Raw genomic sequence first — 13,714 nt, 5'->3', positions numbered from 1 at the left:
ACCAGCCGGGACAGGAGGAAACCATGACCATCGCCGCCGCAAGCGGTGACAATTCCCGCAGCCTGTTCGCGACGCCAGCGATCGTCGCCGATCGCCGCGCCGACGGCAGCATTTTGGTGAGGTCGACCTCGCCGCTGCAGCCGGGTGCGCGTTGCGTCGGCGACTGGCTGGAGCATTGGGCGCGGCAGGCGCCGGAGCGGATCTTTCTCGGCGACCGTACGAGCGCCGATGCGCCGTGGACTACGGTCACCTACAAGGACGCCCTGCAGCAGGTGCGTCCGGCAGCCGCCTGGATCCTCGTGCAAGGGCTGAGCGCCGAGCGTCCGCTGGTCATCCTGTCCGACAACAGCGTCGAGCACGCGCTGTTCGCGCTCGCGGCCCAGCACGTCGGCGTGCCATCGGCCGCGATCTCGCCGGCCTATTCGCTGATGTCGAAAGATTTCGACAAGCTCAAGAGCATGGTCGAATTGCTTGGGCCCGGCGCGATCTATGTTTCCGCCACAAAACCGTTCGCGGCGGCGCTGGCGGCGATCCAGCCGCTGCATTCGGCTGCGATCGTCAGCGGCAGCGCCGGCGACGCCGATGTGATCTCGTTTCGCAACATCGCGGCCACGCCGGAAACGCCCGATGTCGAATCGGCATTCGCTGCGATCACGCCGGATACGATCGCAAAATTCCTGTTCACGTCAGGCTCGACCGGCACGCCAAAGGCCGTGATCAACACCCAGCGCATGCTGACCTCGAGCCAAGAGGCCAAGGCGCAGACCTGGTCGTTCCTCGATGATGGCGGCGAAAAGCTCGTGATCCTCGACTGGCTGCCCTGGAGCCACACCTTCGGCGCCAACCACAATTTCAATCTGGTCCTGCGCAATGGCGGCACGCTCTATGTCGATGGCGGCAAGCCGGCGCCGGGGCTGTTCGCGACCTCGCTCGCCAATCTGCGCAGCGTGATGCCGACGGTCTATTTCAACGTGCCGCGCGGTTTTGACATGCTGATCGCGGCGTTGCGAAGCGATGAAGAATTGCGAACGAAATTCTTCGGCGAGGTGAAGTTCGCGTTCTATGCCGGCGCCGCCTTGCCGCAGAATCTCTGGGATGCGCTGGAAGAACTCTCGATCAAGACCGTCGGCCGTGCGCTGCCGATGGTGTCGGCCTGGGGGTCGACCGAAACTTCGCCGCTGGCGACTGACTGCCATTTCCAGGCCGAGCGTTCCGGCAATATCGGCGTGCCGATCCCCGGCACCGAACTGAAGCTCGTGCCGTCGGGCGACAAGCTGGAGGTGCGCGTGCGCGGCCCGAACGTCACGCCCGGCTACTGGAAGGCGCCGGAATTGACCGCGCAGGCGTTCGACGCCGAAGGCTTCTATCTGATCGGCGACGCCGTGACCTTCGCCGATCCGGCGCGTCCTGAACTCGGCCTGTTTTTCGACGGCCGCGTCGCCGAGGATTTCAAGCTCAATTCCGGCACCTGGGTCAGCGTCGGCACCTTGCGCGTTGCAGGCATCGCCGCGCTGGCGCCGCTGGCGCAGGATATCGTGGTGACCGGTCACGGCCGCGATGAGGTCCGCTTTTTGGTGTTTCCGAACATCGCGGCCTGCCGCGCGCACGCCGGCCTATTAGACAATGCCGATGTGAAAGACGTGATCGGCCACGACAAGGTTCGCGCTGCGATCGCGCAAGGCCTTGCAAAGCTGAAGGCGCAGGCCGGTAACTCGTCAGGCCACGCCACACGCGCGCTGCTGCTGGCGGAGATCGCGTCTGTCGACGGTGGCGAGATTACCGACAAGGGCTACATCAACCAGCGCGCGGTGCTGACGCGGCGCGCGGGCGCGGTGACGACGCTGGACGACGATTCCTCGGTCGAATGGATCGGCTGCGGCGGCTGAGAGATGTTCGCCTTAGAATCCGTTGTTGTGCGCCTCGACCAGCCGCACCAGCATCTGGAGAAAGGCTGTTTGCTCGGGCTTGCTGAGCGCGGAAAGCGTCTGCGCATTGAAACGCTCGCCTAGCCGGCTGGCCTCGTCGGCGCGCCGCTCGCCCGCCGCGCTGAGGCTGAGCTCGACCGCCCGCTTGTCCCGCGTGGACCGCTTGCGCTTCAAAACTCCGGTCTCTTCCATCCGCGACAGAATCTTCACGAGGTTGGGCAGTTGCATTTTCAGCACGCCGGCAAGCTCGCTCTGCGTCACCGTCTTGTTGTCGCGCACCGCGACGAGGATGGCGTATTCGAGCGGCGAGAGTTTTAGCGATTCGAAATACGGATAGAACGCCTCGAAATTCTGCAATTGCAGGATCCGGATCATGAATCCCGGGGTCTGCTGGAGCGCGGTGAGATCGAGTTCTCGGCCCGCGCCCGGCTCGGCCGGTCTGGCGCCCCCGTTGCCCTTGCGCGTCGAAACTTTGGCGATTCTTCCCATGGGCAATAGCTCGCACGTCATCACGTGAATTGACAATCCTCAAAATACTTATAAGTTATAAGCAATTCCGAAGTGGCCGCGAAGGCCGCCTTTTCCATCCAGGAGGGAATGCATGCGACAGTCTTTTCGCACAGGAATGCTCGTTGCCGCGCTCGGCGGCATGCTCGTCAGCGCCGCCCAAGATCAAGCCCACGCCCAGGACCGCGTGCGGGTCGGCGTGCTTAACGACCAGTCGGGCGTGTTTTCGACCTATCAGGGCATAGGCTCGGTCATTGCGGCGCAAATGGCGGTGGAGGATTATGGCGGCAAGGCCGCCGGCAAGCCGGTCGAGGTCATCACCGCCGATCACCAGAACAAGACCGACGTCGGCGTCGGCATCGCGCGGCGCTGGTACGACGCCGAAAACGTCGACGCCATATTCGACCTGCCGAACTCGGCGATTGCGCTCGCGGTCGCCGGTATGAGCGAGCAGAAGAACAAGGTCTTCATCGGCTCCGGCGCCGGCACGGCGCTGCTCACCGGCGAGAAGTGCACGCCAAACACCGTGCACTGGACCTACGACACCTATGCCTATGGCCGTGGCCTCGGCAAAGCCGTGGTCGCGCAGGGCGGCAAGAAATGGTTCTTCCTGACCGCCGACTACGCCTTCGGCCACGATCTGGAGAAGCAGGCGGCCGAAGGCGTCAAGGCGTCCGGCGGCGAAGTGCTTGGCGCCGTGCGCCATCCGCTCGGCACCGCCGATTACGCCTCGTTCCTGTTGCAGGCGCAGGCCTCGGGTGCCGATATCGTCGGCGTCGCAAATGCGGGCGACGATACCATCACCTCGATCAAGCAGGCGGCGGAGTTCGGGCTGACGCAAAAGCAGAAGCTGGTCGGGCTGATTCTCGGCATGAACGGCATTCCCGCGCTCGGCCTGAAGGCGGCGCAAGGCGCGCAGATCATGAATCCGTTCTACTGGGATCTGAACGACGGTACGCGCGCCTTCGCCAAGCGGTTCGCCGAACGCCATCCGCAGAAGAATTATCCGAACGACATGCAGGCCGGCGTCTACGCGTCGGTGCTGCATTACCTGAAAGCGGTCGACAAGGTCGGTGGTGCCGCCGACGGCAAGGCCGTGGTCGCTGCCATGAAGGCGATGCCGACCGACGATCCGCTGTTCGGCAAGGGAACCATCCGCAGCGACGGCCGCAAGATTCACCCGTTCTATCTGCTGGAGGTCAAGAAGCCGGATGAGTCCAGTTCGAAGTGGGACCTGCTGAAGGTCGTTGCGACAATTCCGGGCGATCAGGCGTTTCGCCCCGAAAGCGAGGGCAACTGCCCGCTGGTCAAGAAATGACCTGACCGGCCTGCTGCCGGCAGGAACCGGCGGCAGCCGAAAATCGATCGTCGAGGCTTGTCGTTTATGTTGCCAAGGCAACTAATTTGTGCGAGCCTGTTTTCGACAAGCGGCCGATCGCAGAGCACAGAGATTGCCGGGCCGCGCAGGGAGAAACGGATGTTTGGGCGTGTCGGATCGTCACGACACAGTGCGGTACTGCGTGCGCAACACGATGGCGTCGTCGTCGTTCAGCGAGGCGTGGCTGACGCGTTCCGCTCAGTCCCGGTCGTCGACTTCGCCTGCGCCTTTCACGGCGTCGAGATTGCCGTGCACCCGCAGCAGCAGCCCGATCAAGGTCTCGCGCTCCGGTTTGCTCAGGCAGGAGAGCAGCCGGCGTTCGCGCTCGAGCGCGACCGCGATGACCTGGTCGTGGGTGGTCAATCCCTTCGCGGTCAGCGAGATCGAGTGGGTGCGCCCGTCCTGCCGGTCGGCCCTGATGCTGACCAGCCCGCGCTCCTCCATCCCGGCCAGCGTCCGGCTGACCGGTCCCTTGTCGAAGCCGATGACGTGGCAGATGCGCGCCGCGGAAATTTCCGGCTCGATCGCGAGCAGCGACAGGATCCGCCATTCCGTGACGTTGACGCCAAAGCGCTTCTGATAGACCACGGTCGCGCTGCGCGACAATTTGTTGGCGATGAAGGTGATGAGCGCCGGGACGTAGCGGTCGAGGTCGAGCACCTGTTCGGCGCGTCCGCTCCTGCCTGCCGTGCCCGCGCGGGCCGCGCGCGCCTGTCTGTTCCTGCTCATGCTCTTCCGAAGCCGCTCCAGCATCCCAGACATAGAGACAGGGCATACCGTTCCGCAAGAACAATATGCAGGAGACCCACATGAGCGCGACCTCCCGCACAGATTCTGTCACCCCGGCGCGGGGCGCGCCCGCCGGTGTGCCAAGCCTCGACGTGGACCCGTTCTCGATCGAGTTTTTCGAGGATCCGCACGCGATCCACGACACCCTCCGCGAGGCCGGGCCGCTGGTCTGGCTCGACAAATGGGGCGTCTACGGCGTGGCGCGCTACGCGGAGGTGCATGCCGTCCTCAACGATCCCCTGACGTTCTGTTCGAGCCGCGGCGTGGGCCTGAGCGATTTCGCCAAGGAAAAGCCGTGGCGCCCGCAGAGCATCATCCTCGAGGCGGATCCGCCGGCGCATACCAGGACGCGGGCGGTGCTTGCCCAGGTGCTGTCGCCGACGGCGATGAAAGGGGTCCGCGACCATTTCACGGCGATGGCCGCCGCCAAGGTCGACGAATTGCTGGCGCGCGGCAGTTTTGACGCGGTTGCCGATCTCGCGGAGGCCTATCCGCTCTCGGTGTTTCCCGATGCGATGGGCCTGAAGCAGGAGGGGCGGGAGAACCTGCTGCCTTACGCGAGCCTGGTGTTCAACTCCTTCGGGCCGCCGAACCAGTTGCGGCAGGAGGCGATCGAACGCTCGGCGCCGCACCAGGCCTATGTCGCCGCGCAATGCCAGCGCGAAAATCTCGCGCCCGGCGGTTTCGGCGCCTGCGTCCATGCCCGCGCCGACGCGGGCGACATCACGCCGGAAGAGGCGCCGCTGTTGGTGCGCTCGCTGCTTTCGGCCGGGCTCGATACCACCGTGAACGGCATCGGCGCCGCAGTCTACTGCCTGGCGCGCTTCCCCGATCAATTCGCGCGGCTGCGCAGCGATCCGACGCTGGCGCGCAATGCATTCGAGGAGGCGATCCGTTTCGAAAGCCCGGTGCAGACTTTCTTCCGCACCACGACGCGGGAGGTCGAACTCGCAGGCCATCGCATCGGCGAAGGCGAGAAGGTGCTGATGTTTCTCGGCGCCGCCAACCGCGATCCGCGGCGCTGGGAAAATCCTGACAACTACGATGTGACCCGCCGCACCTCCGGGCATGTCGGGTTCGGCTCGGGCATCCATATGTGCGTCGGCCAGCTTCTGGCGCGCGTCGAAGGCGAGGTGATGCTGGCGGCGATCGCGCGCAAGGTCGCGACAATCGCGATCACCGGTCCGGTGAAGCGCCGCTACAACAACACGCTGCGCGGCCTCGAAAGTCTCCCCATTACGATTTCTCCGGCCTGACGGACCGCTTATGCCAAGCATCATCTTCATTCATCCCGACGGTCGCCGGCAGCAGATCGAGGCGAGCGTGGGCGAGAGCGCGATGCAGGCCGCGACGCGGCAGGACATCAATGGAATTCTCGCCGAATGCGGCGGCAACGCCATGTGCGCCACCTGTCATGTCTATGTCGACGAGAGCTGGCTCGCGCGTCTGCCCGCCATGGGCGGCGATGAGGACGCGCTGCTGGACGGCGCCGCCGCCGTACGGCAGGCCAACAGCCGTTTGTCCTGTCAGATCAAGCTCGCCGCCGATCTCAACGGTTTGGTCCTCAGCCTGCCCGACCGGCAATTGTGATGCCGTAATCGCAGCCCGCTGCGCGGAGCGAAGTCAAACCCGGCAAAGTCCGGGAAACCCAGAATCAAATTCCAAAGGGAGAAGACAATGAAGGTTTGCAGGTTCGGTCTGGCGCTCGCCATGTCGTGCGCGACGTGGGGCGCGGCGCGTGCGGAAATTTCCGACAACGTCGTCCGCGTCGGCGTGCTCAACGACATCTCCGGCATCTTCCAGGACACCAATGGCATGGGTTCGGTGGAGGCCGCGCGTATGGCGGCGGAGGATTTCAACGGCGGCGGCAAGGGCATCAAGGTCGAGATCGTCTACGCCGATCACCAGAACAAGGCCGATGTGGGTTCGGCGATCGTCCGCAAATGGCTCGATGTCGACGGCGTCGACGCGGTGGTCGACGTGCCGAATTCCGCGGTCGGCCTCACCATCAATTCGCTGCTGCGCGACAGCCGCATGACGTTTCTCGCGTCATCCACCGCCAGTTCCGACCTGACCGGCAAGGCCTGCTCGCCCAACACCATCCAGTGGGTCAACGACGCCTGGGCGACCGGCAATTCCACGGCGGCGGCGATGATGGCGCGTGGCGGCAAGGAATGGTATTTTATCACGGTGAATTTTGCGCTTGGCCAAGGCATCGAGGCCGAGGCCACCAACTACATCGAAAAGCACGGCGGCAAGGTGCTGGGCTCAGCCAAGCATCCGCTCAACACGGCGGATTTCGCTTCGTTGTTGCTGCAGGCCCAGAACTCCAAGGCCAAGGTGATCGGGCTCGCCAATGCCGGCGGCGACACCGTCAACGCCGTGAAGCAGGCCGCCGAATTCGGCCTTCAGCAAAGCGGTCAGACCATGGTGGCGTTCCTGCTGTTCATCAACGACGTCCACGGCATGGGCCTGAAGGTAGGCCAGGGCCTGCAGCTGTTCGAGGCGTTCTACTGGGACATGGATGACGACACCCGCGCGTTCGCCAAACGCTTTGCGGCGCGGCCCGGCGTGAACGGCAAGATGCCGAGCGGCAATCAGGCCGGCGTCTATGCTTCCACGCTGGCCTATCTTAACGCGGTGGCGGCGACCGGCAGCGACCATGCCAAGGATGCGGTGCCGCAGATGAAGAAGTTCAAGGGCAAGGACAAATTGTTCGGCGACGTCACCATCCGCCAGGACGGCCGTGTCATTCACCCGATGTATCTGTTCGAGGTGAAGAAGCCGCAAGAGTCGAAATATCCTTACGATTACTACAAGCTGGTTTCGACCGTACCCGCCGACCAGGCCTTCCGCCCACTCGCGGATGGCGGCTGCTCGCTGGTGAAGTGAGGCTTATTTCGATTGACGTCCGCGCGGCGCAAACCATTGTAGGCCTGACGGCCGGCCAAAACGCAGCTGCAAGACGATAGCGGGGGAAACGATGCAACAATTCAAGTTCGATCTGCGCGCGTGGATTCAGTTGGCTTCGCTGGTCGCAGCGGCGTCGCTCTTTAGCGTGGACGCAATGGCCGCGAAAATGACGGGCGATCCGGCTGCGACCTGCAGCGACCTTATCCGGCCGACCGACAATGCCGTCCGGATCGACTCCGCCTCTATAATCGCGCCTTCACCGCTCGCGGTCGCCGAAAGAGGACCGACGCCGGCGGCGCGCGTCACCCCGGCCAATCCCGAATTTTGCAAGGTGCTCGGCCAGATCGCTCCGTCCGATCCCAATGCGCCGCCGATCAAATTCCAGGTGAATCTCCCGGTCGAGTGGAATGGCCGCTCGCTGCAATATGGCGGCGGCGGCTTCAACGGCGTGCTGATCACCGGCCTCGCCTTGCCGCCGGCCTATCCGTTCGGCGCGCCTTCGCCGCTGGCGCGCGGCTTTGTCACCTATGGCACCGATTCCGGCCACGAGACCAAGCCGGGCGAGCCGCCGCAGGTGTTTGCGCTCAACGACGAGGCGTTCGAGAATTTTGCGCATCGATCCTACAAGCGCGTGCGGGATGCCGCCGTTGCCCTGATGGTGCGCGCGTATGGCAACCCTCCCGCCAAGCTGTACTTCATGGGATCGTCGGAAGGCGGCCGCGAGGCGCTGACGATGGCGCAGCGCTATCCCGATGACTTCGACGGCATCTTTGCCCGCGTGCCCGTCATCAACTGGGTCGGCTTGCAGCATGCCGGCACGCGGTCGGGCTTGGCGACGATGGGCGAAAGCTGGATCCGCCCTGCCCAGGTTGAGCTCGTCGCCAAGGCGGTGCTGCAGGCTTGCGACAAGGCGGATGGCGCCGAGGATCTGCTCGTTCTGGATCCGGTCGGCTGCAAGGCGAAATTCCAACCGGAGTCATTGCGTTGCGCGGCGGGCCAGAGCGGCGACGCGTGCCTGACCGAGCCGCAGGTCGCGGCGATCAAGACGCTGCATTCGACCTACAAGTTCGCCTTTCCGCTGGAGAACGGCCTTGATGATTATCCGGGCTGGGGCGTCTCGGGCGAAAACACGCCTGCCTTCGGTCCGACCGGCGGCTGGATTGCCTGGTGGCTCGGCAAGGCGGCGCCGGCACAGCCGCCGGTGCCAGCCAATGGCATCGCCTGGATCTATGGCGCGGGCGGCATCCAATATGTCTTCGCGCGCGATCCGAAGCTCGACGTCACGACATACAAGCCGGAAGAGCACAAGGAGCGCCTGCTTCAGGTGTCGCGATTGATGGATTCGACCAATCCGGACCTGGGCCGCTTTGCCGCCCGCGGCGGCAAGCTCGTGATTCTCGAGAACATGGCCGATTACGCCCAGAGCCCCTACGCGGGAATCCGCTATTTCGAAAACGTGCAGCGGAAGCTCGGCAAGGAGATGACGGCGGAGTTTGCCCGGCTCTACACGGCGCCCGGCGTCGATCATGTCGGCTCCGGTGCGCCCGCCAATGTCGACATGCTGGCTGTGCTGGTCGACTGGGTCGAGAATGGCAAGGCGCCCGGCGATCTCGAAGTGACCGAGCAGAAGGTCGAAGCGCCGGCGTTTGAGACGGCGCGCGCGCTGCCGTTGTGCCAATGGCCGGCATGGCCGCATTACAAATCGGGAGAGGTCAATCGCGCGGCCAGTTTTGCATGCGCGCCGTGACGAAACCTATCCCGTGACCTTGCTCGAGCCCTGCGTGATCAGCCGCGCGGCGCGCTGGTCGCGGGCGTGGATCCACAGCCAGCTCAGCGCGACGCTGAGCCGGTTGCGGAGGCCGATCAGGAAGTAGATGTGGGCGATGCCCCAGATCCACCAGGCGAGGTTGCCGCGCAGCTTGATGCGGCCGAAATCGATCACGGCCTTTTTCTTGCCGATCTGCGCGAGACTGCCGGCATGCTTGTAGCGGAACGGCGGCAGCGTGCCGCCGCCGAGGCGCGCCTTGATGAGCGCGGCCGCGTAGCGCCCCTGCTGCTTGGCGGCCGGCGCGATGCCCGGCACCGGATTGCCGTCGGGGCCTGCGATCGTCACGGTGTCGCCAACGGCAAAGATGTCGGAATGGCCGGGCACGGTAAGATCTGGCTCGACCTTCAAGCGGTAGGCGCGGTCGGCGGGTGCGTTCAGCCATTCCGCCGCGCGCGAGGCGCGCACGCCGGCGGCCCAGACGATGGTTCTGGCCTCCAGTCTGTTGCCGCCATAGACCACGCCATCGATGGCGCATTCGGTGACGGGTTGTCCGAGCACCACCTCGACGCCGATCTCCTCCAGCGAGCGCTGCGCATAGGCGGAGAGATCCTCGGGAAAGCCGGCGAGCACGCGCGGGCCGGCCTCGATCAGCACCACGCGGGTCTTGTGGGTGTCGATGTTGCGAAAGTCCGGCGGCAGCGTGTCCCTGGCGAGGTCGGCGATGGTCCCCGCCATTTCGACGCCGGTCGGGCCGGCGCCGATGATGACGAAGGTCAACAGCGCCGCGCGCTGTGCCGGATTGGTCTCGCGCTCGGCGCGCTCGAAGGCGACGAGGATGCGCCGCCGCAGCGTGGTGGCGTCCTCCAGCGTCTTCAGGCCCGGCGCGAACGGCTCCCATTCGTCGTGGCCGAAATAGGCGTGGCGGGCGCCGGTCGCGAGCACCAGCGTATCATAGGCCAGCGCATCGCCGTCATCGAGCAGCACGCGCTTGCCCGCGGCATCGACGCCGCTGACATTGGCAAACAGTGTGGTCACCTCCTGGCGTCCGCGCAGCAGGTAGCGGATCGGCCAGGCGATTTCCGACGTCGCCAGCGAGGCGGTCGCGACCTGGTAGAGCAGCGGCTGGAACAGATGATGGTTGCGGCGGTCGATCAGCGTGATCCGCACCGGCGCACCGGCGAGGCCAAAGGCGGTCTCCAGTCCGCCAAAACCGGCGCCGACGATCACTACGTGATGAGGCTGTTGCGGCGTTGTCGTCATTGGATGCAACCCCTGTTCTAAGATGTCTCAACGCATAGGATTATGTAGCCATTTGCGCCTGCGGTCCAAGGCGCGTTTGCTAATCGGCCGATAGCGAAAGCGTATGATGCTGTCGTCCCCTGCGTTCGCAGGGACGACGGGTTGATTGGTTCGCGCCTCTCGCCCCGGTCGTCCCTGCGAACGCAGGGACCCATACCGCGTGATCTGTCGAGGAAGCACGGTAGCTGACGCTCTGCGCTGGTTAACCGCCACTGTGGATGTCCAGAGAAGCCGTCTCCCCGCGCGCCCTTCACACCGGCCGCGGCGTATGGGTCCCTGCGTTCGCAGGGACGACGGAGAGAAAATATTTCTTTCCTGCACCGCATCCTTTGGCCGGTTCCAAACGTCCTTGGGATCGAAGCGCTGCCTTTGCAGCCGCCAACGAGGAGAAGCCCATGCGACGGACCGTGATAAGGTACAGGACAAAGCCTGATATGGCCGACAGGAACGCCGAACTGGTCGGGGCGGTGTTTGCGGAACTGAAGGCGGCGCAGCCGGAAGGCTTGCGCTATATGTCGCTGCGGCTGGAGGACGATACCTTCATCCATTTTGTCGAGACCGCCGCCGATGACGGCTCGAGCCCGTTGCCGAAGCTTCCGGCGTTCGCCGCGTTCCAGAGCGGCATTCGGGAGCGTTGCGTCGAACCGCCGCTGCCCAAAGCCGCCACCGTCGTCGGCAATTACCGCATGCTGGACGAGAACTGAACCCGCTTGCCGGAGGTAGAATGACAGGGGTGCGAGAGACGTCCGCCGCCTTCGACATCGAGCGCCTGCTGGTCGCGATGCGGCCAAAACTGCATCGCTATTGCGCGCGCATGGTCGGCTCGGTCATCGACGGCGAGGACGTGCTGCAGGACGCGTTGATCAAGGCGGTGGACGCGCAGGCGGCCGCCGGCGCGATCGGCAATCCCGAAGGCTGGCTGTTCCGGATCGCGCACAACACCGCGCTGGATTTCCTGCGCCGGCGCACCCGCCAGGAGGCGCTCCGCTCGGGTGAGGAGGTGGAGATGATCGTTGACCAGCTCGATGCCGTGGAGAGCCGCCAGATCGCCGCCACCTCGTTGCGCACCTTCATGCGCCTGCCGGTGGCGCAGCGCTCGAGCGTGATCCTGATGGACGTGCTCGGCTGCTCGCTCAAGGAGATCTGCGAGGTGATGGATTGCAGCCTGCCGGCGGCCAAGGCCGCGCTGCATCGTGGCCGCGCGCAGTTGCGGGAGATCGCCGATGAGCCGGAGGACACGCCGCAACAGCGATTATCGGATGCCGACCGCGCGCGCCTCGGCACCTATGTCGCCCATTTCAACGCGCGGGATTTCGACGCGATCCGCGCCATGATTTCGGACGATGTCAGGCTCGACCTCGTCAGCAAGTCCCACATGCGTGGCAAGGCCGAAGTGTCCCGCTATTTCGGCAACTATTCGAAGGTCAGCGACTGGCGTCTGGTCCCGGGCCTGGTCGAGGGACATCCCGCCATCCTGGTGTTCGATCCGAACGCGCCTGACCAAGGGCCTAAATACTTCATGCTGCTGGGCTGGTCCGCCGGCAAGGTCGCGACCATCCGGGATTTCCGCCACGCGCCTTACGTCATCGACGGCGCGGAATATCTGGTCTGAACCGGCCCCCCGGGGCTGCGACAATTGTTGCCTTGGCAACCGGCACTATAGTTCTTGCCATCCCCCGCCATCCACGAATTATGGTGCAGGCCATCGGGGGCATGAGCCGAAGGTCCAAAGCCGGGCCAGCGGTTCATGCTTGCCGCAGACCGGCGATTTCGCGCACAAAATACCTCACCTGATAATGAGGCGCGCGGGACAAGCGCGGTCGCCCGGGTCTGGTACGATAACGAGGAGGGGAGTGATTATGAAAAAGGCATTCTGGCTGGCGGGCGCAACCGTTTTGGCGCTGGCGCAGCCCGCATCCGCTGGCGACACCATCAAGATCGGCTTTGTCTCGACCTTCAGCGGCCCGACCGCTGTGATCGGCAACGACATGCGCAACTCGTTCGAGCTCGCGCTCGACCATCTCGGCCGCAAGATGGGCGGCAAGCCGGTCGAGGTGATCTACGAGGACGACGGCCAGAAGCCGGATGTCGGCAAGCAGAAGACCGAAAAACTGATCCAGTCCGACAAGGTCGACTTCATCGCCGGCTATATCTGGTCGAACGTGCTGCTGGCCTCGCTCAAGACCGCGGTCGATTCGAAAACCTTCCTGATCTCGGCCAATGCCGGCCCCTCGCAGCTCGCCGGCGAACTCTGCTCGCCTTACGTGTTCTCGACCTCGTGGCAGAACGACCAGACCCCGCAGGCGGTCGGCACCTACATGAACCAGAAGGGCGTCAAGTCGGTGTTTTTGATCGGCCCGAACTATGCGGCGGGCAAGGACATGCTGGCCGGCGTCAAGAGCACGTTCAAGGGCCAGGTCGTGGGCGAGGAATATACGGTGTGGCCGAGCCAGCTCGACTTCTCCGCCGAACTCACCAAGGCCAAGAACTCCAAGGCCGAGTCGATCTTCGTGTTCTATCCGGGCGCTGCCGGTGTGCAGTTCCTCAATCAATACGCGCAGGCCGGCATCAAGGCGCAGATCCCGCTCTATACGGCGTTTACGATCGACGAATTGTCGCTGCCCTTGCAGAAGGAAAACGCGCTCGGCGTTCCCGGCGCCCAGCAGTGGGTCAATGACCTGCCCAACGCCGAGAACAAGAAGTTCGTCGAGGACTACCGCAAGAAGTACACCGGCCTGCGCCCGACCTTCTACGGCGCGCAGTCCTATGACGCCGCGCAGCTCATCAACAGCGCGGTTATCGCGGTGAAGGGCGACACCGCGAAGAAGGACGAGATGAAGGCCGAGATGGAGAAGGCCAACTTCAAGTCCGTGCGCGGCCCGTTCAAATACGGCAAGAACCACATTCCGATCCAGAATTTCTACCTGCAGGACGTGGTCAAGGACGCCGACGGTCAGCTCTCGCTCAAGACGGTGGCCACCATCGTCAAGGACGACCAGGACCGCTTCCACGACAAATGTCCGATGAAGTGATGGTTGGCATGACCGGTGCATGATCTCGCGGGCGCACCCTCGGGCTTGACCCGGGGGCGGTTTGCGACAGATCATCCGCCCAACAAGAAAATGGCGGCGGCGC

General features: G+C 64.4%; 12 protein-coding genes. 9 read left to right on the top strand and 3 right to left on the bottom strand.

Features of this window, described 5'->3' with window-relative positions:
• Positions 1 to 23 precede the first annotated feature (23 nt).
• Positions 24 to 1,886, top strand: a complete 1,863-nt coding sequence (locus V1293_RS21330) for a feruloyl-CoA synthase (protein ID WP_334511964.1) — start codon at positions 24 to 26, stop codon at positions 1,884 to 1,886.
• A 12-nt stretch (positions 1,887 to 1,898) separates the two neighbouring features.
• On the opposite strand, the gene V1293_RS21325 is transcribed toward V1293_RS21330, so the two are convergent.
• A complete protein-coding gene (locus tag V1293_RS21325; protein WP_334511962.1) occupies positions 1,899 to 2,414 on the bottom strand; it encodes a MarR family winged helix-turn-helix transcriptional regulator in 516 nt (171 codons plus the stop codon).
• A 112-nt stretch (positions 2,415 to 2,526) separates the two neighbouring features.
• Here V1293_RS21325 and V1293_RS21320 point away from each other — a divergent pair, with 112 nt between their 5' ends.
• Entirely contained in the window at positions 2,527 to 3,750 is a 1,224-nt protein-coding gene (locus tag V1293_RS21320; RefSeq protein WP_442894260.1) for an ABC transporter substrate-binding protein, read from the top strand.
• Positions 3,751 to 4,008: 258 nt separating this feature from the next.
• On the opposite strand, the gene V1293_RS21315 is transcribed toward V1293_RS21320, so the two are convergent.
• A complete protein-coding gene (locus tag V1293_RS21315; RefSeq protein ID WP_334511961.1) occupies positions 4,009 to 4,539 on the bottom strand; it encodes a MarR family winged helix-turn-helix transcriptional regulator in 531 nt (176 codons plus the stop codon).
• Positions 4,540 to 4,619: 80 nt separating this feature from the next.
• Between V1293_RS21315 and V1293_RS21310 the strand changes: the two genes are divergently transcribed.
• From V1293_RS21310 to V1293_RS21295, 4 genes are all read left to right on the top strand, one after another.
• Positions 4,620 to 5,855: a cytochrome P450 gene (locus V1293_RS21310; protein ID WP_334511959.1), complete on the top strand. Its 1,236-nt coding sequence runs from the start codon at positions 4,620 to 4,622 to the stop codon at positions 5,853 to 5,855.
• Positions 5,856 to 5,865: 10 nt separating this feature from the next.
• The gene (locus V1293_RS21305; RefSeq protein WP_334511958.1) at positions 5,866 to 6,189 is read left to right on the top strand and encodes a 2Fe-2S iron-sulfur cluster-binding protein; all 324 of its coding nucleotides are present in this window, start codon (positions 5,866 to 5,868) and stop codon (positions 6,187 to 6,189) included.
• A gap of 120 nt (positions 6,190 to 6,309) precedes the next feature.
• The gene (locus tag V1293_RS21300; protein WP_442894364.1) at positions 6,310 to 7,491 is read left to right on the top strand and encodes an ABC transporter substrate-binding protein; all 1,182 of its coding nucleotides are present in this window, start codon (positions 6,310 to 6,312) and stop codon (positions 7,489 to 7,491) included.
• A gap of 187 nt (positions 7,492 to 7,678) precedes the next feature.
• Positions 7,679 to 9,259: a tannase/feruloyl esterase family alpha/beta hydrolase gene (locus V1293_RS21295; RefSeq protein WP_442894363.1), complete on the top strand. Its 1,581-nt coding sequence runs from the start codon at positions 7,679 to 7,681 to the stop codon at positions 9,257 to 9,259.
• A gap of 6 nt (positions 9,260 to 9,265) precedes the next feature.
• On the opposite strand, the gene V1293_RS21290 is transcribed toward V1293_RS21295, so the two are convergent.
• Positions 9,266 to 10,540: an NAD(P)/FAD-dependent oxidoreductase gene (locus V1293_RS21290; RefSeq protein WP_334511952.1), complete on the bottom strand. Its 1,275-nt coding sequence runs from the start codon at positions 10,538 to 10,540 to the stop codon at positions 9,266 to 9,268.
• Between the two features lie 434 nt (positions 10,541 to 10,974).
• Between V1293_RS21290 and V1293_RS21285 the strand changes: the two genes are divergently transcribed.
• From V1293_RS21285 to V1293_RS21275, 3 genes are all read left to right on the top strand, one after another.
• Positions 10,975 to 11,283: a hypothetical protein gene (locus V1293_RS21285; protein WP_334511951.1), complete on the top strand. Its 309-nt coding sequence runs from the start codon at positions 10,975 to 10,977 to the stop codon at positions 11,281 to 11,283.
• 20 nt (positions 11,284 to 11,303) lie between these two features.
• Positions 11,304 to 12,191: a sigma-70 family RNA polymerase sigma factor gene (locus V1293_RS21280; protein ID WP_334511948.1), complete on the top strand. Its 888-nt coding sequence runs from the start codon at positions 11,304 to 11,306 to the stop codon at positions 12,189 to 12,191.
• A 247-nt stretch (positions 12,192 to 12,438) separates the two neighbouring features.
• A complete protein-coding gene (locus V1293_RS21275) occupies positions 12,439 to 13,611 on the top strand; it encodes an ABC transporter substrate-binding protein (protein ID WP_334511946.1) in 1,173 nt (390 codons plus the stop codon).
• Positions 13,612 to 13,714 lie beyond the last annotated feature (103 nt).

The sequence above is a fragment of the Bradyrhizobium sp. AZCC 1693 genome, assembly GCF_036924745.1.
Taxonomy (GTDB): Bacteria; Pseudomonadota; Alphaproteobacteria; order Rhizobiales; family Xanthobacteraceae; genus Bradyrhizobium.
This window is presented reverse-complemented; position numbering and strand designations above follow the sequence as displayed.

Bases quoted from the DNA above. Each gene is read 5' to 3' on its own strand.
- V1293_RS21315 (WP_334511961.1), bottom strand. From the start codon at position 4,539: ATGAGCAGGAACAGACAGGCGCGCGCGGCCCGCGCGGGCACGGCAGGC.
- V1293_RS21275 (WP_334511946.1), top strand. From the start codon at position 12,439: ATGAAAAAGGCATTCTGGCTGGCGGGCGCAACCGTTTTGGCGCTGGCG.
- V1293_RS21325 (WP_334511962.1), bottom strand. From the start codon at position 2,414: ATGGGAAGAATCGCCAAAGTTTCGACGCGCAAGGGCAACGGGGGCGCC.
- V1293_RS21280 (WP_334511948.1), top strand. From the start codon at position 11,304: ATGACAGGGGTGCGAGAGACGTCCGCCGCCTTCGACATCGAGCGCCTG.
- V1293_RS21320 (WP_442894260.1), top strand. From the start codon at position 2,527: ATGCGACAGTCTTTTCGCACAGGAATGCTCGTTGCCGCGCTCGGCGGC.
- V1293_RS21290 (WP_334511952.1), bottom strand. From the start codon at position 10,540: ATGACGACAACGCCGCAACAGCCTCATCACGTAGTGATCGTCGGCGCC.
- V1293_RS21330 (WP_334511964.1), top strand. From the start codon at position 24: ATGACCATCGCCGCCGCAAGCGGTGACAATTCCCGCAGCCTGTTCGCG.
- V1293_RS21300 (WP_442894364.1), top strand. From the start codon at position 6,310: ATGTCGTGCGCGACGTGGGGCGCGGCGCGTGCGGAAATTTCCGACAAC.
- V1293_RS21310 (WP_334511959.1), top strand. From the start codon at position 4,620: ATGAGCGCGACCTCCCGCACAGATTCTGTCACCCCGGCGCGGGGCGCG.
- V1293_RS21295 (WP_442894363.1), top strand. From the start codon at position 7,679: ATGACGGGCGATCCGGCTGCGACCTGCAGCGACCTTATCCGGCCGACC.
- V1293_RS21305 (WP_334511958.1), top strand. From the start codon at position 5,866: ATGCCAAGCATCATCTTCATTCATCCCGACGGTCGCCGGCAGCAGATC.
- V1293_RS21285 (WP_334511951.1), top strand. From the start codon at position 10,975: ATGCGACGGACCGTGATAAGGTACAGGACAAAGCCTGATATGGCCGAC.